Origin of the sequence: Streptomyces sp. NPDC091280 (assembly GCF_044768565.1) — a bacterium.
Classification (GTDB): Bacteria; Actinomycetota; Actinomycetes; order Streptomycetales; family Streptomycetaceae; genus Streptomyces.
In genome coordinates this window covers 96,926-119,009 of the sequence record NZ_JBIVUZ010000015.1, presented here as the reverse complement: position 1 = coordinate 119,009, position 22,084 = coordinate 96,926, and the positions used below count along the sequence as shown (strand labels likewise).

General features: G+C 73.9%; 1 protein-coding gene. It reads right to left on the bottom strand.

Annotated elements, in window-relative coordinates; translation table 11 throughout:
- Positions 1-14: 14 nt before the first annotated feature.
- On the bottom strand, positions 15-21,962 hold the full coding sequence (locus tag ACIQPR_RS38425; protein ID WP_403658447.1) for a non-ribosomal peptide synthase/polyketide synthase: 21,948 nt from the start codon (positions 21,960-21,962) through the stop codon (positions 15-17).
- Between the last annotated feature and the right edge of the window lie 122 nt (positions 21,963-22,084).

The following is a 22,084-nucleotide window of genomic DNA, read 5'->3' as shown; positions in this document are numbered from 1 at the left end:
TAAGTGGGTTTCGGTCAGGGCCTGTTGAGGACTTCGGCGCGTCGTACGACGGCCTCCAGCGCCCGGAACCAGGTGCGGGCCAGGTCCTGGACCCGCTCCTCGGTGAGGAGTTCGGCCGCGTACGCCCAGTGGGCGCTGAGTTCCGGGCCCTCGGGGCGGTTCTCGGTGATGGCGTTGAGGGTCAGGGCGTGCGACATCGGCTGGCCGGGGTCGGCGTCGAGGTCGGCCGCGTCGTCCTCGGGGGCGTAGGACCAGTCGGCCGCCGCCGGGCGGTCGAAGCGGCCCATGTAGTTGAACTCGATCTGCGGCTCGGCGAGTTGGGCGAGCAGCGGGCCGGTCCCGGAGTTGAGGTGACGCAGCAGTCCGTGTCCGACACCGGCCATGGGCAGCGCGGCGAGGTGCTCGCGGACCCGGGCCACGGCCGTGTCCAGCGCGGGCCCGCCCGCGAAGGCGTCCGCCACGTCGGCCTGGCCCGGGTCGAGCCGTACGGGGACCACGCTGGTGAACCAGCCCACCGTGCGGGACAGGTCGGCGTCGCCCGCGAGTCGCTCCTCGCGGCCGTGGCCCTCCAGATCGACCAGGACGGGCCCGCCCGGTTGCGGCGCGCCGAGGGTCCGGGTGCGCCAGTCCCCGACCGCGAGGGCGAACGCGGTGAGCAGGACGTCGTTGACGGTGGCGCCGAACGCGGCCGGGGCGCGGCTCAGCAGCGGTTCGGTGAGGTCGGCGGGCAGGGTCAGGGAGAGGTAGCGGGTGGTGGCCACGGTGTCCCGGGCCGGGTCGAGCGCGCGGGCCAGCGGGAGGTCGGCCCCCTCCGCGAGGGCGGACGTCCACCACGGCAGTTCGTCCTCGGCCGCGGGGTCGCCGGCGCGGGTCCCCAGGAGCCGGGACCAGCGGGCGAACGACAGCTCCACCGGGGCGAGTTCGGGGGTACGGCCGCCCCGGACGGCCGCCCAGGCGGTGGCCAGGTCGGGCAGCAGCACGCGCCAGGAGACGCCGTCGATCACCAGATGGTGGACGAGGATCAGCAGCCGTCCGGCCTGTCCGGGTCCGGCGTCGAACCAGACCGCCCGCACCATCGCGCCGCTGTCGGGATCGAGCCCGTCCCTCGCCGCCTGGGCATGGTGGGCGATGGCGGCGCGCAGCGCGGTCTCGTCCGCGCCGCGCACCTCGGCCCGGGTGAGCCAGGTGCGGACGTCGGTGTCCTCGGCCGCCGGTACCCGCAGCGCCCATTCCGGTGAGCGGTCGAGCCGGGCGCGGAGCATGTCGTGCCGGTCGGCGAGCGCCTTGAGGACGGTCAGGAGTCCGTCCTCGGTCAGGTCGGCGGGGGTCTGGACCAGGGCCGCCTGGTGGTACGCGGCGATCGGGCCTCCGCGTTCCAGCAGGCCGCGCATGATCGGGGTGAGCGGGACGGTGCCGGTGCCGTCGTCGTGGACGGCGTGCCGCTCGCCGGTGCCCAGCGGTACGGCGACGGCCGCGAGGGCCGCGACGGTCCGGTGCTGGAAGACCTGGCGCGGGGTGACGCGCAGGCCGCCGGAGCGGGCGCGGGCGACGAGTTGCATGGCGACGATGCTGTCGCCGCCGAAGGTGAAGAAGTCGTCGTCCGTGCCGACGGCCTCGGCGGGCAGCCCGAGGGCGTCCGCGAACAGGTCGCGCAGGGTGCGTTCGGCGTCGTTGGCGGGGGCCCGGCCGCCGCCCGTCGCGGTGAAGTCCGGTGCGGGCAGGGCGGATCGGTCGAGCTTGCCGTTGGACAGCAGCGGCAGCCGGTCCAGGACGACCACGGCGGCCGGGACCATGTAGTCGGGCAGTACGGCCGCGGCATGGGCGCGCAGCGCGCTCCCGTCCGTCGCCTCGGCGACCGCGTAGGCGATCAACTGCCGTATGCCCGGCCGGTGTTCGCGGGCCACGACGACCGTCTGGGCGACGGCCGGGTGGGTGTCCAACGCGGCCTCGATCTCGGCGAGTTCGATGCGGAAGCCGCGGATCTTGACCTGGTCGTCGGTGCGTCCGGCGAACTCCAGCAGACCGTCCTCGGTCCAGCGGGCCAGGTCGCCGGTGCGGTACATGCGGGCGCCGGGCGCGGCGAACGGGTCGGCGACGAAGCGTTCGGCGGTGAGGTCGGGGCGGTCGAGGTAGCCACGGGCCAGACCGGGTCCCGACAGGTACAACTCGCCGGTGACACCCGGCGGTACCGGGCGCAGGGCGGTGTCGAGGACGTAGGCGCGGGACTCGTGGACGGGGCGTCCGACGACGGGGGTGGCGCTGTCGCGCACCCGGCCGACGAGCGCGTCGACGGTGGCCTCGGTGGGGCCGTAGAGGTTGACGGCCTCGGTGTCCGGGAGGGCGGCGAGCCGGGTCCACAGCGACTCGGGTACGGCCTCGCCGCCGAAGCCGACGACGGCGAGCGGGCAGTCGCCCTCGGCGCCGATCAGTCCGCTGTCCGCCATCTGCGCGAGCAGTGACGGGGTGACCTCGATGAAGTCGATGCCCCGGCCGCGGATGAACTCGGCGAGGAGTTCGGGGTCACGGCGGGTCTCGTCGTCCGCGATGTGCAGGGCGTGGCCGTCCAGCAGCCACAGCTGCGGCTGCCAGGAGGCGTCGAAGGAGAACGACCAGGCGTGGCCGACCCGCAGCCGGCGCAGTCCGGTGCGCTCCCTGGCGACGTCGTGCAGGTCGTGGCGGTGGCTGTGGAAGAGGTTGGCGATGCCCCGCTGGGTGACGACGACGCCCTTGGGGCGGCCGGTGGAGCCGGAGGTGTAGATGACGTAGGCGGGGTGGTCGGGGCCGGGGGCGACGGGTTCGGCCTGCGGCAGGCCCTCGGTGGGGGCGTCGAGTCGCAGTACCGGTACGCCGGTCGCGGGCAGCGCGGCGGCGGTCTCGTCCGTGGCCAGGATCAGCACGGGCCGGGCGTCGTCGAGCATGCCGGTCAGGCGGGAGTCGGGCAGGTCGGGGTCGAGGGGCAGATAGGCGGCGCCCGCCTTCATCACGGCGAGGATCGCGGCGATGTGGTCGACGGTACGGGGCAGCGCGAGCGCCACGATCCGCTCGGGTCCGGCGCCCTGTCCGGCGAGCATACGGGCCAGGTCGTCGGTGCGGGCGTCGAGTTCGCCGAAGGTCCAGGTCGTACGGCCGTCGGTGACGGCGATCGCGTCCGGCCCGGCGGCGGCCTGCGCGGCGAACAGCTCGGGGACCGTCCCGAGGCGTTCGGCGGGCGGGAGCGCGGTGTCGTTCCAGCTCTCCAGGACGGTGTGCAGGTCGGCGGAGCCGAGCAGGTCGAGGCGTCCGACCGGGCGGTCCGGGTCGGCCGCCATCCCGGTGAGGAGGGTGGTCAGGGCGTCCGAGATCCGTCGTACGACGGCGGGTGCGAACAGGTCGGGACGGAACTCGGCGGTCAGCCGCAGCCGTTCGGCGGGCTCGACGGCCCACGCGAACGGGTAGTGGGTGGAGTCCTCGTGGTCGCGGACGCTGACGCGCGGTCCGTCGCCGTCCTCGTCCGCGTCGGCGACCGGGTACGACTCGAACACCACGAGGGTGTCGAAGAGTTCACCGAGTCCGGCGGCCCGCTGGATGTCGGCGAGACCGAGGTGCTGGTGGGCGATGAGGGCGGACTGCTCGTCCTGGAGCCGGGTCAGGAGGTCCGCGGTGCTCTCCTCGGGGCGGACGTTCACCCGTACCGGCACGGTGTTGATGAACAGGCCGATCATCGACTCGGCACCGGCCAGTTCGGGCGAGCGCCCGGCGACGGTGGCGCCGAACACCACGTCGTCGCGCCCGGTGAGCCGGCCGAGGAGCACGCCCCAGGCGGCCTGGACCAGGGTGTTGACGGTGACGCCCCGGCGGCGCGCGAACGCCTCCAGCTCCGCCGTGCGGTCCGGGTCCAGCTCCACGGTGTGGGTGCTCGGCACGGCGGCGGCCCGGTCGGGGTCGACCGGCGCGAGCCGGGTCGGCTCGGCCAGCCCGCCCAGGGCCTGCGCCCACGCGGCGGCGGAGGCGGCCGGGTCCTGGGCGGCCAGCAGCCGCAGGTGCTCGCGGTACGGCACGGGGGCGGCCGGAGTGCGGCCCTCGTAGCGGGCCCATATCTCGGCGGTGAGCAGCGGCAGCGACCAGCCGTCGAGCAGGAGGTGCTGGTGCGAGAGCACGAGCCGGTGCCGGTCCGGGCCGAGGCGGGCCAGCAACAGCCGCAGCAGCGGCGGCTGTTCGAGGTCGAAGCGGCGCCGCTCCTGCACCAGCAGCCGCTCCCACTCCGCGGGCTCGTCGGCCAGGTCGAGCTGCCGCCACGGCAGTACGGCCGTCCGCGCCACGACGGCCACCGGCCGCCCGGAGGACAGGTGGCGGAAGCCGCTGCGCAGGTTCTCGTGCGCGTCGAGCACCGCCTGTGCGGCGGTGCGCAACCGGTCGGCGTCCAGGGCGCCTTCGAGGTCGTAGGAGACCTGGACGGTGTAGACGTCCGGGCCGTCGTCGCCCGAGTCGAGGGCGGCGTGGAAGAGCAGGCCGGCCTGGAGCGGGGAGACGGGCAGGACCTCGGTTCCGGCGGGCAGCGCGGCGAGTTCGGCGCGCTCGTCGTCGGTGAGGTCGAGCAGCACGGTGTCGCCCGCACGCTCGGCGGTGACGGCGGTGGCGGTCACCGTGGCGAGCCCGGCCGCCGACTTGTGGCGGAAGACGTCACGCGGGCTGAAGGTGAGCCCGGCCGCGCGGGCGCGGGCGACCAGCTGCATGGCGACGATGCTGTCGCCGCCGAGGGTGAAGAAGTCGTCCTCGACACCGACCCGTTCGAGCCCGAGGACGTCGGCGACGAGCGCGCAGAGGGTCTCCTCCAGTCCGGTGCGCGGCCGGGTGTCGGTGACCTCGGCGGCGAAGTCGGGCGCGGGCAGCGCGCGGCGGTCCAGCTTGCCGTTGGGGGTGAGCGGAAGGGCGTCGAGGGTGACGACGGCCGCCGGGACCATGTGGTCGGGCAGCGAACGGGCCGCGTGGGCGCGGAGTTCGGCGGATCCGGCGGGGGCGCCGGCCGGGACGACGTACGCCACGAGCCGTTCGTCCCGGACCAGGACGGTCGTGTGCGCGACGCTCGGGTGCGCGGCCAACACGCTCTCGATCTCGCCGAGTTCGATCCGGAAGCCGCGCAGCTTGACCTGGTCGTCGGCGCGGCCCAGGTACTCCAGTTCACCGTCGCGGGTCCAGCGGGCCAGGTCGCCGGTGCGGTACATCCGGGCGCCGGGTTCGCCCGCGTACGGGTCGGCCACGAAGCGTTCGGCGGTCAGGGCGGAGCGGCCGAGGTAGCCGCGCGCCAACTGGACTCCCGCCAGGTACAGTTCGCCGGCCACGCCGGGCGGTACCGGGCGCAGGTGGGCGTCGAGGACGTAGGTGCGGGTGTTCCACACCGGTCGGCCGATGGGCACGGTGGCCGGGTCGGCGGGCACCTCGTGGGCGGTGACGTCGACGGACGCCTCGGTGGGGCCGTAGAGGTTGTGCAGGCGTACGTCCGGCAGCACCTGGTGGAAGCGGGCGGCCAGCGGTGCGGGCAAGGCCTCGCCGCTGCACATGACATGGCGCAGGTCGGCGCAGCCGGTGGCGGTGGGTTCGTCGAGGAAGGCGCGCAGCATGGACGGCACGAAGTGGGCCGTGGTGATGTGCTGACGCCGCATCAGCCCGGCGAGGTAGGCCGGGTCCTGGTGGCCCTCGGGGCGGGCCACGACGAGCGTCGCCCCGGTGATCAGCGGCCAGAAGAACTCCCATACGGACACGTCGAATCCGGCCGGGGTCTTCTGGAGGACGCGGTCCTCGGCGTCGAGGCGGTAGGTGTCCTGCATCCACGACAGGCGGTTGCTGATGCCCTGGTGGGGGACGGTGACGCCCTTGGGGCGGCCGGTGGAGCCGGAGGTGTAGATGACGTAGGCGGGGTGGCGGGGGTCGTGGACGGTGGGCAGCGGCGCGTGCGCCGGCCGGTCGGGGGTGCCGTCGGTGCCGACCGTGAGGGTGGGCACGTCGGTGTCCGGGAGGGCGACGCCCTCGGCGGTGACCAGGCAGACGGGGCGGGCGTCGGTGAGCGTGTAGGCGATGCGGTCGGCCGGGTAGCCGGTGTCGAGGGGCAGGTAGGCGGCGCCCGCGCGGTGGACGGCGAGCAGGGCGACCACGAGGGCGAGGGAGCGCGGCAGCGCCACGGCTACGACGGCCTCGGCCCGTGCCCCGTGTGCGGCGAGGGTGTGCGCCAACTTCTCCACGCGCAGGTCGAGTTCGGCGTAGGTGAGGGCGGTGTCCTCGAAGACGACCGCGGTGGCCTCGGGGGTCCGGGCGACCTGGCGGCGGAACTGCTCGGGCAGGGTGAGGTCGGGGACGGTACGGGTGGTGGCGTTCCAGTCGGTGAGGACGCGGGCGCGCTCGTCGTCGCGCAGGACGTCGAGGGCGCCGATACGCCGGTCGGGGTCCAGGGCGATCTGGGACAGCAGCGACTCCAGCCGCTGGGCGAGGAGTTCGGCGGTGGACCGGTCGAAGAGGTCGGCGCTGTACTCGATCCAGCAGCGCATGCCGTCCGCGCCCCGCTCGACGAAGTCGAAGCTGAGGTCGAACTTGGCGCCCTGCTGGCCGAGTTCCTCGCGCCTGGCGGTCAGTCCGGGCAGCGCGGGCGTGGCGCCCTCGTCGTCGAGGTGGACGACCATCACCTGGAACAGCGGGTGCCGGGCCAGTGAGCGGGCCGGGTTGACCGCCTCGACCAGCCGCTCGAAGGGCAGGTCCTGGTGCTCGTAGGCGGCGAGGTCGGTGTCCCGGACGCGGGCGAGCAGCTCGGCGAACGTGGGGTCGCCGGAGAGATCGGTGCGCAGGACAAGGGTGTTGACGAAGAACCCGATCAGGTCTTCGAGGTGTTCGTCGGCCCGCCCGGAGATCGGCGCGCCCAGCGGGATGTCGTCCCCGGCGCCGAGCCGGTGCAGCAGCGCGGCGACGGCGGCCTGGGTGACCATGAACATACTGACGCCGTGGCGACGGGCCAACGCCCGCAGCGCGCCGGTCCGTTCGGCGTCGAGGGTCAGCTCCGCGGCACCGCCCCGGTGGCTGCTCTCCAGCGGGCGGGGCCGGTCGACGGGCAGCGCGAGTTCGTCGGGAATACCGGCCAGCGTCCGCTGCCAGTAGGCGAGTTGGCGGGCCTGGCGGCTGTCCGGGGCGTCGGGGTCGCCGAGTGCGTCGCGGTGCCAGAGGGCGTAGTCGGCGTACTGCACGGGAAGCGGCGCCCACGCGGGTGCGTGTCCCTCGCGGCGGGCCTCGTAGGCGGTGGCCAAGTCGCGCCAGAGCGGACCGTCCGACCACTGGTCGCCGGCGATGTGGTGCAGCACCAGCAGCAGCACATGCTGGTCCTCGCTCACCTCGAACACATGGGCGCGCAGCGGGAGTTCGCGGTCGATGTCGAAGCCGCGCGCCGCCGCTTCGGCGAGCAGGCCGGGCAGTTCGGTCTCCGTGACCGTGCGGTGGCGCAGGGGCACCGTGGCCTGGTCGAGCACGATCTGCCGGGGGCGGCCGTCCCGCTCGGGGAAGACCGTGCGCAGGCTTTCGTGGCGTGCGGCGAGGTCGTCGAGCGCGGCGGACAGCGCGTCCCGGTCGAGCGTGCCGGTCAGCCGCCAGGCGGCCGGGATGGTGTAGGTGGCGCCCGGCCCTTCGATGCGGTGCAGCAGCCACAGGCGCTGCTGGGCGAAGGAGAGCGGGAGTTCGTCGGGTCGCTCGGCGGGGGCGAGGGCGGGCAGGCCGCCGGCCGGGTCGTCGAGCCGGGCCGCGAGCAGGGCGGGTGTGGGGGCCTCGAAGACGGTACGGACGGTGAGGTCGGCGCCGAGCAGCGCACGGACGCGGCTGACCAGGCGCATGGCGAGCAGGGAGTGGCCGCCGAGCGCGAAGAAGTCGCCGTCCGCACCGACCTGTTCGAGGCCGAGGACGTCGGCGAAGAGTCCGGTGAGGATCTCCTCGCGCGGGCCGCGCGGCGCGGTGCCCGTGCCCGTGCCCGTGGCGGTCGTGAAGTCGGGGGCGGGCAGGGCGGCGCGGTCGAGCTTGCCGTTGGGGGTCAGCGGCAGCGCGTCCAGCGTGACGAAGGCGGCGGGGACCATGTGGGCGGGCAGGGCGGCGGCGGTGTGGGCGCGCAGCGCGGTCACGTCGACGGAGCCGGCCGGGACCACGTAGGCGACGAGGTTCTGCTCCCGGACCACCACGACCGCGTGCGCGACGGACGGGTGCGTGGTCAACACGCCCTCGATCTCGCCGGGTTCGACGCGGAAGCCGCGCACCTTCACCTGGTGGTCGGTGCGGCCCAGGTAGTCGATCGTCCCGTCCGCGTTCCAGCGGGCCAGGTCGCCGGTCCGGTACATCCGGGTGCCGGGCGCGCCGTACGGGTCCGCGACGAAGCGTTCGGCGGTCAGGCCGGGCCGGTCGAGGTAGCCGCGCGCGAGCTGCCCGCCCGCGAGGTACAGCTCGCCCGGGACACCGGGCGGTACCGGGCGCAGGCCCGCGTCGAGGACGTAGGTGCGGGTGTTCCACACCGGGCGGCCGATCGGCACGCTCGCCGCGTCCGGTGCGATCTCGATGGCCGTCACGTCGACGGAGGCCTCGGTCGGGCCGTAGAGGTTGTGCAGTTCGGTGCCGGTCAGGACGTCGTGGAAGCGGTGGGTGAGGGCGACGGGCAGGGCCTCGCCGCTGCACATCACGCGGCGCAGTCCGGCGCAGTGGGCCGCGGCCGGTTCCTCCAGGAAGAGTTGGAGCATGGAGGGCACGAAGTGGACGGTGGTGACGTCCTGTTCGCGGATCAGCCGGGCCAGGTAGGCCGGGTCGCGGTGCCCTTCGGGGCGGGCGACGACCAGGGTGGCGCCGGTGATCAGGGGCCAGAAGAACTCCCACACCGACACGTCGAAGCTGGACGGTGTCTTCTGCAACACCCGGTCGTCGGGCGTGAGTCCGTACGCGTCCTGCATCCACAGCAGCCGGTTGACGATGCCCTCGTGCGGGACGACGACGCCCTTGGGGCGGCCGGTGGAGCCGGAGGTGTAGATGACGTACGCCGGGCTCGACGGGTCGTAGGACGTGGGGAGTTGGGCCTCGGGGCCGGTCGGCAGGATGTCGCGGAGGACGTACACCGGGCGGGCGTCCTCGACCATGAGGGCGAGGCGGTCCTGCGGGTAGTCGGGGTCGAGCGGGAGGTAGGCGGCTCCGGCGCGGTGGACGGCGAGCAGGGCGACGACGAGGTCGAGTGAGCGCGGCAGGGCCACGGCGACGGTCCGCTCGGGGCCCGCGCCGAGCGCGGTCAACACCCGTGCCGTGCGCTCCACTCGGGCGTCCAGCTCCGTGTAGGTGAGCCGCCGGCCCTCGAAGACGAGGGCCGTCGCGTCGGGGGTGCGGGCCACCTGGGCGCGGAAGAGTTCCGGGAGGGTGGTGGCGGGGACGGGGTGCTCGGTGGCGTTCCACTCCCCCAGCACCACGGCGCGCTCGGTGTCCTCCAGGAGGTCCAAGTCCCGCACTGGGCGGTCGGGTTCGGCCGCCGCGTGGTCCAGGAGGCGGGCCATGCGGCCGGCGACGCGTTCGGCGGTGGCGTGGTCGAAGAGGTCGGTCGCGTACTCCAGGAGCAGGACCACCCGGTCGTGGCCGGTCTCGTCGACGAAGGTGAAGTGCAGGTCGAACTTGGCCATGCCGGTGTCCATGTCGAACCACTCGGTCGCGAGACCGAGCACGTCCGGGTCGCCGTCGGGGCGGTGGTGGTAGCCGAGCATGACCTGGAAAAGCGGGTTGCGTCCCGCCACGCGGGGCGGGTTGAGGGCCTCCACGACCCGGTCGAAGGGCAGGTCCTGGTACTCGAAGGCGGCGAGGGACGACTCCCGCACCCGGCCCAGGAGTTCACGGAAGGTGAGTTCGTCGCCGGACACGTCGGTGCGCAGCACGAGGGTGTTGACGAAGAAGCCCACCAGGTCGGCGAGGGCCTCGTCGGTGCGGCCCGCGATGGGGGCGCCGAGCGGGATGTCGTCGCCCGCGCCGAGCCGGTTCAGGAGTGCGGCGGTGGCCGCCTGGAACAGCATGAACATGCTGGTCCCGGTGGCGGTGGTGAGGTCGCGCAGGGCGTGGCCGGTCGCGGTGGGCAGTTCCAGGCGAACCTTGCCGCCGTGGCCGGTCGGCTCCACGGGACGCGGCCGGTCGGCGGGCAGGGCGAGTTCGTCCGGCAGACCGGTCAAGGCCTGTGCCCAGTGGGCGAGTTGGGCCTCGCCGGTGCGGGTGAGGAGGTCGTCCTGCCAGAGCGTGTAGTCGGCGTACTGCACCGGCAGGGGCGCCCAGTCGGGGGCCCGTCCCTCGCGGCGGGCCGCGTAGGCGGTGTCCAGGTCGGCGAGGAAGGGGCGGTCGGACCACTCGTCGGTGGTGATGTGGTGCAGCACGACGGCCACCACGTGCTCGTCGGCGCCGAGCCTGAACACCTCGCAGCGCAGCGGGAGTTCGACGGTGAGGTCGAAGGGACGGCGCTGGGCGGACTCGATCAGCGCGGGCAGTCCGTCCTCGGCGCAGTCGACGACCGTGCAGGCCGGGACCGCCTCCTCGGCCGGGACGATCCGCTGGTACGGCTCGCCCTCGTGCGTCGGGAAGACGGTCCGCAGCGCCTCGTGCCGGCCGGCGACATCGCGCAGGGCGGCGGCCAGGGCCTCGGTGTCGAGGGTGCCGCGCAGCCGGAAGACCAGTGGGAAGTTGTAGGCGACCGAGCTGCCGGTGATCTGTTCGACGAGCAGCAGCCGTCGTTGGGCGGCCGACAGCGGGATGCGGGCGGGCCGGTCGGCGACGGGAGCGACCGCCGGACGGGCCGGGCTCGCCGTGTCCGCGCGGCCCGCGAGCAGCGCGGGGGTCGGGGCCTCGAACAGGTCACGGATGGCGAGTTCGGCGCCGAGTTCGGTGCGGGCGCGGCTGACCAGCCGGGTGGCGAGCAGCGAATGGCCGCCCAGGTCGAAGAAGTTGTCCTCGGCGCCGACCTCCGGCAGCCCCAGCACCTCGGCGAACAGGCGGCACAGCACCTCTTCCCGGGGGGTGCGCGGGCCGCGTCCACCGCCGAGGGCGACGGCGGGTTCGGCGTCGGGCAGGGCGCGGACGTCGAGCTTGCCGTTGGCGTTCATGGGCAGGCCGTCGACGGTGACGAAGGCGGACGGGACCATGTAGTCGGGCAGTTCGCGGCCCAGGTCCTCGCGCAGCCGTCGTACCAGCGCGCTGGCCTCGCGGGCGGCGGTGGGGTCGTTGGCGTAGGGGTGGGTGCCGCCGCCGGGCTTGAACAGGCCGCCGGTCAGGCGGAGTTCGGACGCCTTCAGGAACACGGCGTCATAGGTGCCCGGCCGCTCCGACCATGTCGTCAGCACCTGGTATCCGGCCGCCGTCCCGAGTTCGTGCAGGTGCTCGGGGTCGACGCCCGTCTCCGTGGTACGGCCGTCGGGGATACCGGTGAGGCGCAGGGCCTCGGGGCGTTCGCCGCGCGGGCGTTCGGCGGTGGCGCCGGTCGCGGACCAGCCGCCGCGCAGGAGTTGACCGATCGCCTCGGCCGACGTCCAGTCGCCGCGCAGGAGTTCGCCGATGGTGTTGCCGGTGGCCCAGTCGACGGACGGGACGGCGTCCAGGTCCACGTCGGGCGCGTCGGCGTAGAGGACGACGTCGTAGCGGTGCCGGGACAGCTCGTTGTGGTGCTGGGCGCGCTTGGTGCGGAGGTCGACGCCGTGGCCGAGGGTGGTGAAGTAGTCGGGGTCCACGAGGAGTTCCTTCTCCAGGCGCAGACCGCGTTCCACCGTCCGCTCCAGGTCCGCCTCGGCGGTGCCCCTGGTGCGCTGGATCTCGGTGTGGAAGGTGCCGGCGAGCCGCAGGTTGCGGACGTCGCCGACGAACAGGGCGCCGCCGGGCGCGAGCAGGTCCATCAGGCCGTTGATGACGGTGGTCAGGTGGTCGATGCTCGGGAAGTACTGGATGACGGAGTTGATGACGATCGTGTCGAAGTAGGCGGACGGCAGCCCGCTCAGGTCCTCGGCCGGGCGGCAGCGCAGTTCGACCTTGGCGGCGAGGGCGGGGTCGCGGCGGACCTCCTCGCCGATCTTGCGGATGACGGGGGCGGCGAAGTCGGTGGCCCAGTACGCCTCCGCCTCCGGGGCGAGCCGGGACAGCAACAGGCCGGAGCCGACGCCGACTTCGAGGATGCGGCGGGGCTTGAGCGAGCCGATGCGGGCGAGGGTGGCCTCGCGCCACTCGTGCATCTCCTCGAAGGGGATGGGCCGGCCGTCGTAGGAGCTGTCCCAGCCGTCGTACCGCTCGGTGAAGACGGCGGTGCCGATCTCCTCGTACTCGTCGGAGTAGATCTCCTGCCACTCCCCCACCTGCGCGGCCTCGGCGGCGGTGCGCTCGGACGGGTCGGCGCCGGAGGGGACGACATAGCCGACGAGGCGTTCGTCGCGGACGACCACGGCGGCCTGGGAGACCAGCGGGTGGCGGCTGAGGGCGGTCTCGATCTCGCCGGGTTCGATGCGGTAGCCGCGGATCTTGACCTGGTCGTCGGTGCGGCCGAGGAAGTCGAGGTTGCCGTCCGGGTTGCGGCGGACCAGGTCGCCGGTGCGGTACATGCGCTCGCCGGGCTCGCCGAACGGGTCCGCGACGAAGCGCTCCGACGTCAGCGCGGGCCGGTCCAAGTAGCCGCGGGCCAGGCCGATTCCGGCGATGTACAGCTCGCCGGGCACGCCGTCCGGCACCGGGCGCAGCCAGGCGTCGAGGATGTGGGCGCGGGTGCCCCGGATCGGCTTGCCGACGGTCGGGGTGTCGCTGTCGAGGGTGCCGCCGCCGAGGGTGTTGATGGTGTACTCGGTCGGCCCGTAGAGGTTGTAGCCGTACGTCCCGTCGGTGTCGCGCAGTGCCGCCCACACCGTCTCCGGGACGGCTTCGCCGCCGAGGAGCACCAGGGGCGGGACATGGCCCTCCAGCAGGCCCTGTTCGATCAGCAGCCGGGCGTAGGTGGGCGTGACGTTGACGACGTCGACGCGGTGGCGTTCGCAGTAGGCGACCAGTGCCTCGGCGTCGCGCCGCAACTCCTCGTCGCAGACGTGCACTTCGTGGCCCTCGACGAGCCAGAGCAGTTCCTCCCACGACATGTCGAAGGCGAAGGACACGGTGTGCGCGATCCGCAGCCGCCGTCCGCCGGCCGAGGCGATGGCGGGTTCGAAGATCTCCTTCTGGTGGTTCAACTGCATGTTCGTCAGGCCCCGGTAGGGGGTGACGACGCCCTTGGGGCGGCCGGTGGAGCCGGAGGTGTAGATGACGTAGGCGGGGTGTTCGAGGCTGAAGCGGCGGTGGACAGGGGTGTCCGGTTGTTCCGCCAACTCCCCCTTGGTGTACGGGTCGTCGAGCAGGACGCGGGTCATGTCGCCGTCCAGCGTGGCGGACACGGCCGTGATGCTGAGCAGGAGGAGGGGGCTCGCGTCGGCCAGCATCAGGGAGAGCCGGTCGGCCGGGTGGTCCAGTTCCAGGGGCAGATAGGCCGCTCCGGTGCGCAGCACCGCGAAGAGCGCGACCACCATGTCGAGGGAGCGCGGCAGGGCGAGGGCGACGACCTGCTCGGGGCGCGCGCCGCGGTCGGTCAGCAGGTGGGCCATGCGGTTGACGGCGGCGTCGAGTTCGGCGTAGGTCATGCTCCGCTCGCCGAAGACGAGGGCGCGTTCGTCCGGGGTGCGGATCGCCTGGGCGGCCAGCAGGTCGGCGATGGTGTCCTCGGGGGCGGGGACCCGGCTGGCCGCCGACTCCCTTCGCAGCGCGTCGAGTTCGGCGGGCAGGAGGGCGTCGAGGGAGCCGACCGGGGCCGTGAGGTCCGCGGTGAGGCGGTCGACGAGCAGGGCGAAGCGGTCCAGGAGGGCCTGCGCCCGGTCGGTCGGGACGAGGTCCGGGCGGTGGGTGAGGGTGACGGCGATCTCGCGGCCGGGGGTGATGACGAGGTTGGCCGGGTAGTGGGTGGCGTCGACGTTGGCGACGGCCGTCGCGCCGTGCCGGGTCTTCAGGTCGGCGAGCCGCTCCTCGGTGTCGTTGTTGCGCAGCACGAACAGCGTGTCGAAGAGCTTGCGGTGACCGGTCTCGGCCTGGAGGACACCGAGGCTGAGGTGCTCGTAGGGCATCAGGTCGAGGCGTTCGCCCTGGACGCGGCGGAGCAGGTCGAGGACCGGCTCGGTGGGGTCGAGGGCGATACGGGTCGGCACGGTGTTGAGGAACAGGCCGATGATGTTGCCGACGTCCGGGACCTCGCTGGGCCGGCCCGCGACGGTGGTGCCGAACACCACGTCGGCGCGGCCGGTCGCGGAGGCGAGGGTGAGCCCCCAGGCCGCGTTGAGGACGGTGTTCAGGGTCAGACCGTGAGCGGGCGCCAACGCGCGCAGCCGGTCGCCGAGTTCGGCGGACAGGAGGGTGTCGAGCTGGTCGGGGATGACCGGTTCGAGGCCGTCGGCCGCGGTGGGCGCGAGCAGGGTCGGCTCGTCGAGACCGGCCAGCGCGGTGCGCCAGGCGGCCGTGGCGACCGCGTCGTCCTGCTCCTCCAGCCAGGTCAGGTAGTCGCGGTAACTTCCGGGCGCGGGCAGGGAATCGGCGTCGCCGCCCGTCTCGTAGAGCGCGAACAGCTCGTCGAGGAACAGCCAGGCCGACCAGCCGTCCCACAGGATCAGATGGCGGCCGACGACGAGCCGGTCGCCGCGCTCCGCGCCGAGGCGGAGCAGCAGGAGCCGGAAGAGCGGGGGTGCGGACAGGTCGAAGCGGCGGTTGCGCTCGGCGTCCGTCAACTCCTTGAGGAGTGCGTCCTGTTCGACTTCCGGGAGGAGGGAGAGGTCCACCTCTTCGAGGGGGATCTCCGGGTCCTCGACGATGAACTGCACGGGCTGGTCGAGGCCGTCGCTGACGAATCCGGCGCGCAGACCGGGGTTGCGGTCGAGGAGCGTGCGGACGGCGGCGCGCAGCCGGGCGGTGTCGAGCCGGGTCGCGAAGTCGAAGGTCTCGTGGACGGTGTAGACGTCCAACGCGCCCTCGTCGTACGCCGAGTGGAAGAACAGGCCCTCCTGGAGGGGGGCCAGCGGCCAGACGTCGGCAACCTGGGCCGGGGCGGCGACGGCGCGGACGCGGGCCTGTTCGGCGTCGGTGAGGCTGAACGCCTCGACGCGGTGGGCGGGTACGGCTGTCGCGGTGCCGGCCGCCAGCGCGAGGGCGGCCGGTGTGCGGTGGGTGAACACGTCGCGCGGACTCAGCTCCAGGCCCGCCGCGCGGGCGCGGCTCGCGACGCCGATGGAGCTGATGCTGTCGCCGCCGAGGCGGAAGAAGTCGTCGTCGGGGCCCGCGTCCTCGATACCGAGGACGGCGGCGAAGATCTCGGTGAGCCGCTGCTCCAACGGCCCCTCAGGTGCCCGGCGTTCGGCGCGCTCGGTCTCGGGGGCGGGCAGGGCGGCCTGGTCGAGCTTGCCGCTGGGGGTGAGCGGGAGGTCGGCGAGGAGGACGTACGCCTCGGGGACGAGCGGCGCGGGCAGCGCGTCGGCGAGGGCGGTGCGCAGGGCGGCGGGGTCGAGGACCGCCCCGGACGCGGGAACCGCGTACGCGACGAGCCGCTGGTCGCGGATGACGACCGCGCCCCGGGCCACGCCCGCTACGCGGGTCAACTCGGCCTCGATCTCGCCGAGTTCCACGCGGTTGCCGCGCAGTTTGACCTGGCGGTCGGTGCGGCCGAGGTAGTCGATCGTGCCGTCGGGGCGGCGGCGGACCAGGTCGCCGGTGCGGTACATGCGGGCGCCGGGCTCCGTGGCGTACGGGTCGGCGACGAAGCGGTCGGCGGTGAGCGCGGGGCGCCGGTGGTAGCCGCGGGCCAGCTGGACGCCGGTCAGATACAGCTCGCCGGGGACGCCGTCCGGGACCGGGCGCAGGCAGGAGTCGAGGACCCGCAGGCCGGTGTTCCAGACGGGGCGGCCGATGGGCACGGTGGCGTCGGGCGCGCCGTCCCAGGCGTGGTAGGTGACGTCGACGGCGGCCTCGGTGGGGCCGTAGAGGTTGTGCAGCGGAACGCCGGTCAGCTCGTGCCAGCGGCGGGCCGCGGAGCCGGACAGGGCCTCGCCGCTGCTGAACACGCGGCGCAGGCCGACCGCCCAGGCGGGGTCGGCGGTGACCTCGTCGGCGGCGAGGAAGGCCTCCAGCATCGAGGGCACGAAGTGCATCGTGGTGATGCCCTCCGCCTGGATCAGGCGGGCCAGGTAGGCGGGGTCGCGGTGGCCGTCCGGCGCGGCGAGGACGACGGCCGCGCCCTCGCGCAGCGCCCAGAAGAACTCCCACACGCTGACGTCGAAGCTGGACGGCGTCTTCTGCAACACCCGGTCGTCGGCGGTGAGTTCGTACTCACCCTGCATCCAGGCGAGCCGGTTGCCGATGGCGCGGTGGGTGACGACGACGCCCTTGGGGCGGCCGGTGGAGCCGGAGGTGTAGATGAGGTAGGCGGGGTCGTCGGGGCGGGCGGGGTCCTCGGCTCCGCCGAACGGGGCTTCCTCCGTCCCGCCGAACGGGGCTTCCTCGTCCCGCGCGTCGAGCCGCAGCACGTCGAGGCCTTCGACCGGGGGGAGCCGGTGCGCGTCGCGTTCCGTCGTGACGACCGTGGTGGCGCCCGAGTCGGTGAGCATGTACGCGAGGCGCTCGGCCGGGTAGTCGAGGTCGAGGGGCAGATAGGCGGCCCCCGACTTCAGGACGCCGAGGAGCGCCACCATCAGTTCGGCGGAACGGGGTACGGCGACGGCGACGAACCGCTCGCGGCCCGCTCCCCCGGCCCGCAGGCGGGCGGCCAACTCCTCGGCCCGCGCGTTCAGTTCGGCGTAGGTCAGGGTCGTGTCGGCGAAGACGACGGCCGTGGCGTCCGGGGTGCGGGCAACCTGCGCGGCGAACGCGGCGGCGAGCGTGGTGGCCGGGACCGCCCGGGTCTCGCCCGCCGGGTGGGCGCTGGTCTTCTCGTCCGGGGTGAGCAGGTCGAGGTCGGCGACACGGGCGCCGGGGTCGTCGGCCAGGGCGTGCAGGACGAGGGTGAGCCGGTCGGCGAGGGCCTGCACGGCGTCGGCGTCGAGGCGTCCGGCGTGGTGCTTGAGGCGCAGGTCGAGGCGGCGGCCGGGCTTGACGATGAGGGCGAGGGGGTAGTGCACGGCGTCATGGAAGGCGTGTCCGGCGACGGCGACCGTGCCGGTGGGGTCGGTGATGCCGGGGGCGCCCTCGCCGCCGGGGTAGTTCTCGAACACCACGAGGGTGTCGAAGAGTTCGCCGTCGCCCGCGTGGCCGGTGGCGCGCTGGATGTCGGCGAGGCCGAGGTGCTGGTGGTCCAGGAGCGCGCTCTGTTCGTCCTGGAGCCGGTCGAGCAGTGCGCCCAGGGTGTCGCCGGGGGCCCAGCGCAGGCGGGTGGGCAGGGTGTTGATGAACAGGCCGATCATCGACTCGATGCCGTCGACGGCGGCGTCGCGGCCGGCGACCGTGGTGCCGAACAGCACGTCCTGGCGGCCGGTCATACGGCCGACGAGCAGGCCCCAGGCGCCCTGCACGAGGGTGCCGAGGGTGACTCCGCGTTCGCGGGCGCGGGCGGTGAGCCGTGCGGTGATCCGTTCGGTCAACTCGACTCGGATCTGGGCGGGTTCGAGGGGTCCGGCGGGTACGGGGGTGGTGACGAGACGGGTGGGCTCGTCGACGCCGGCGAGCGCGGTGCGCCAGGCGGCGCGGGCCGCGTCGCGGTCGGCTCCGGCGATCCGGCGCAGGTAGCCGCGGTAGGGGGCGACCTCGGGCAGGGGGGTGGGGTGCTCGCCGTAGAGGGCGAGGAGTTCGCGGTGCAGGACGGGCAGGGACCAGCCGTCCGCGACGATGTGATGGAACGTCAGGACCAGTCGGCTGCGGTCCTCGCCGAAGCGGATGAGGGCGCAGCGGATGAGCGGCGGGTGGGCGAGGTCGAAGCGGTGGGCGCGTTCGTCGGCGGCCACGGCCTCGGCGAGGGCGCGGCGGACCGCGGGGTCGTCCTGGGCCGCCAGGTCGACTTCGTGCCACGGCAGTTCGAGGCCGGTGGCGATGAGCTGGACCGGTCGGCCGTCCGGCGTCTGGCGGAAGCAGGCGCGCAGCGGGGCGTGCCGTTCGACGAGTCGCCGGGCGGCCGTGCGCAGCAGGGTGCCGTCGACCGGGCCGGACAGTTCGACGACCTGCTGCACGACGTAGGCGTCGTGTTCGGCGCCGTCCACCAGGGCGTGGAAGAAGAAGCCCTCCTGGAGCGGGCCGAGGGGCAGGACCTCTTCGACGGTGACGGGGAACTCGCCCTGTACTGCGGCGAGTTCGTCCGCGCTCAGGGACTGCCACGGGGTGGCGGCCGGGTCGTCGGCCGTGTTGGCACGGGCGACGGTGGCGAGTTCGGCGACCGTGCGGTGGCGGAACACGTCGCGCGGGGTGAGTTCCAGGCCTGCCCGGCGGGCGAGGATGAGGAGTTGGACGGCGACGATGCTGTCGCCGCCGAGCGCGAAGAAGTCGTCGTCGACACCGACCGAGGGGACCTTGAGGGCCCGCGCGTACAGGTCGCAGAGCAGTTGTTCGCGGGCGGTCCCGGGTGCGCGGCCCGCGTTGAGCTGCCGGGTGAGGTCCGGGACGGGCAGGGCGGCGGCGTCGAGCTTGCCGCTGGGGGTGACGGGCAGCCGGTCCAGCGGGACGAAGGCGGCCGGGACCATGTAGTCGGGCAGGTACTCGGTGGCGTGGGTCCGCAGGGTCGACATCAGGGCGTTGACGTTGCGGAAGGGGGCGGGGCGGTTGGTGAGCGGGTGGCCGCCGCCGGGGCGGTAGGGCGCCCGCGCCTCCGTCCCGAGGGCGAACACGGCGTCCAGGCTGCCGTCCTCGGCGTCCCCGTTCCAGGTGAGCGCCAGCTCGTAGCCGTGCCGGGCGGCGATCTCGTAGAGGGTCTCGGGGTCCACGCCGTGGGGTCCGGCGGCCGGCCTGCTGCTGTCGGCGAGGGCGTCGAGCGCGGCGAGGTCGTCGGCGAGGCGGGAGTTGGGGATGCCGGTGACGCGCGACCTCGGCGGGCGGGCGGTGAGCAGGGCGTCCAGCGCCCGCGGCGAACCGAGCGCGGGCCAGGGCGTGTCGGGGGTCTCCTCGGGGGCGTCGGGCCGCGCGTGGAGGACGACGTCGTAGCGGTAGCGGGTGAGTTCGTTGTGGTGGGTGCCGCGCTTGACGCGGATGTCGGCGGTGAGGCCGTCGAGGGTGGTGAAGTAGTCGGGGTCGACGAGGAGTTCGCCCTCCCAGGCGACGGCCCGGTCCACGGCGGCGCGCAGGGCCTCCTTGTCGGACTCGGCCTCGTCCCGCTCGCGCCCGCTCTCGACGGCGGCGCTCAGGGTGCGCAGCAGGCGCAGGTTGCGGACGTCTCCGACGAACACCGCGCCGCCGGGGGCGAGCAGTGCGGTGGCGGCGCGCAGCACGTCGGTGAGGTAGTCGCCGCCGGGGAAGTACTGGATGACGGAGTTGACGACGATGGTGTCGAAGTGGCCCTCGGGCAGTCCGGTGAGGTCGTGCGCGGGGCGGGCCGACAGGGTGACGCGGTCGGCGAGTTCGGGGATCGCGGACACCTGGGCGTCGAGGGCGCGGACGGCTTCCTCGGAGAGGTCGGTGCCCCAGTACTCGGCGCAGTCGGGGGCGAGCCGGGAGAGCAGCAGGCCGGAGCCGACGCCGATCTCCAGGATGCGGCGGGGCCGCAGCGCGCGGATGCGGTCGAGGGTGGTCTCGCGCCACTCGCGCATGTCGGCGAGCGGGATGGGCAGGCCGTCGTACATGCTGTTCCAGCCCGCGAAGTTCTCCTCGAAGCCGTCCGATCCGGCGGCGGAGTAGAGGAGTTCGTGCAGGTCCTTCCAGTCGGCGACGCCCTCGTCGGGGGTGGCCTCGGCGTCCAGCGAGGGCACGACGTAGGCGGCGAGGCGGCGTTCGCCGGGCCGGTCCTCGCGGACGACGACGGCGGCCTGGTCGACGGCCGGGTGGGAGCGCAGCACGGACTCGATCTCGCCCGGTTCGATGCGGAAGCCGCGGATCTTGACCTGGGTGTCGACGCGGCCGTGGAACTCCAGTCGGCCGTCCGCCTTCCAGCGCACCAAGTCGCCGGTGCGGTACAGGCGTTCGCCGGGGGCGGCGGCCAGTTCGGCGGGTGCGGCGACGAAGCGTTCGGCGGTCAGGGCGGGGCGGCCGAGGTAGCCGCGGGCCAGGCCGTCGCCCGCGAGGTAGAGCTCTCCCGTGACCCCGGCGGGGACGGGGCGCAGCCGGTCGTCGAGGACGTAGGCGCGGGTGCCGGGGTCGGGGACGCCGATGGGCACGATGGTGCCGGCCGGGGTGTCCGGGTCGCACAGGCCGAGGGTGGAGTTGGTGGTGGCCTCGGTCGGGCCGTAGGCGTTGAACATCATCCGGCCGCGCGCGTAGCGTCCGACCAGTTCGGGCGAGACGCGCTCCGTTCCTGCCAGGAGGGTTGCCTCGGGCGGGAGTCGGACGTCGTCGGGCATGGCCGCGAGGAGGGCGGGCGGCAGGATCATGAAGGTGATGCCGTGCTCGTTCGCGTAGTCCGCGAGGGGGGCGCCCGGGACGCGGCGGTCGGCGGGGACGACGACGAGCCGGCCGCCGGAGAGCAGGCCGAGGCACAGGTCCCAGAACGCCACGTCGAAGCTGGGCGAGGCGAACTGGAGGACCCGGCTGTGCGGGCCGATGCCGAAGCGTTCCCGCTGGGTGGCGACCAGTTTGGCGACACCCGCGTGGGACAGCACGGTGCCCTTGGGGCGGCCGGTGGAGCCGGAGGTGTAGATGACGTAGGCGGCGTGCGCGGTCGTCAACTCGTCGGCGGTGCCCGGGTCCTGGGCGGGACGGGCGGCCAGTTCGGCGACCGTCTCCGGGGCGTCGAGGACCAGCGGGTCCAGGCCCGGCGGGAGGTCGGGGGCGATCTCGGCGGTGGTCACGAGGCAGACCGGGCGGGCGTCGGCGAGCATGTAGGCGATGCGGTCGGCCGGGTAGTCGGTGTCGACGGGCAGATAGGCGGCGCCCGCCTTCAGGACGGCGACCTCGGCCACGATCATGTCGGCGGAGCGCGGTACGGCGAGCGCGACGACCTGCTCGGGTCCGGCGCCCCGGGCCACCAGTGCCTGCGCCAACTTCGCGGCGCGGGCGTCGAGTTCGGCGTAGGTGAGGCGGACGTCCTCGTGGATGAGGGCGATCTCGTGCGGGCGGGCGGCGACCTGGTCGGCGAACATGCGGGGCCAGGTGAGCGCGGGCACGTCGTGCGCGGTGTCGTTCCAGTCGCGCACGATGCGCCGGTGCTCGTCGGCGCCGAGGAGTTCGAGGTCGGCGACCGGGGCGTCCGGGCGGGCGAGGGCGTCGGCGAGGAGGCTGGCGTAGTGGCCGAGGACGAGGTCGACGGTGGCGGGCGTGAAGAGGTCGGTGCGGTAGTCGGCCGTCACCTCGCCGTCGGTCACGGTGAGGGCCAGGTCCAGCGGGCCGCTCTCGTCCCAGGGGTCGGCGCCGAAGCCCGTGGCGCACAACAGGCCGCCGCCCCGGAAGGGTTCGGGGGCGAGGAGCCGTAGGAGATCGGTGGTCGGCAGGTGGTGGGTGGCGGCCTCGGCCCGGACGGCCTTGAGCCGGTCGCGGAGTCGGGCGAACGGGGTGTCGCCGTCGATCGTGACGCGCAGCGGGAGGCCCTGGTGGGCGATCGCCGTCTCGGTGGCCGGTGTGCCGCTGTAGCGGTGCAACAGGGCGGCGAAGGCGGCCAGTTGGGTGGCCGGGTCGGCCGTGGCGCCGAGTGGGACGGTGCGGTGCGCGCGGGACACCGGGGCGTCCTGGCGCGGCGGACGGGGGAAGTCCAGCGGCAGTGCCGTCTCCGGCACCGGTGCGGCGAAGCGCCGTCGCCAGAACTCGTTCGTCGCCGTTGCCTGCGCCTCTGCCTGTGCCGAAGAAAGCGTGTTGCCCGCCACAGTTGCCCGTGCCTCCCAATGCGTGTGGAACGGCTCAGCGGAGCCGCGACCGCTCGCATAGTAAGGTAAGCATTGCCTTACTTGATAGACCCTCCCGGGAACCACCGCTCCATGTCACAGCC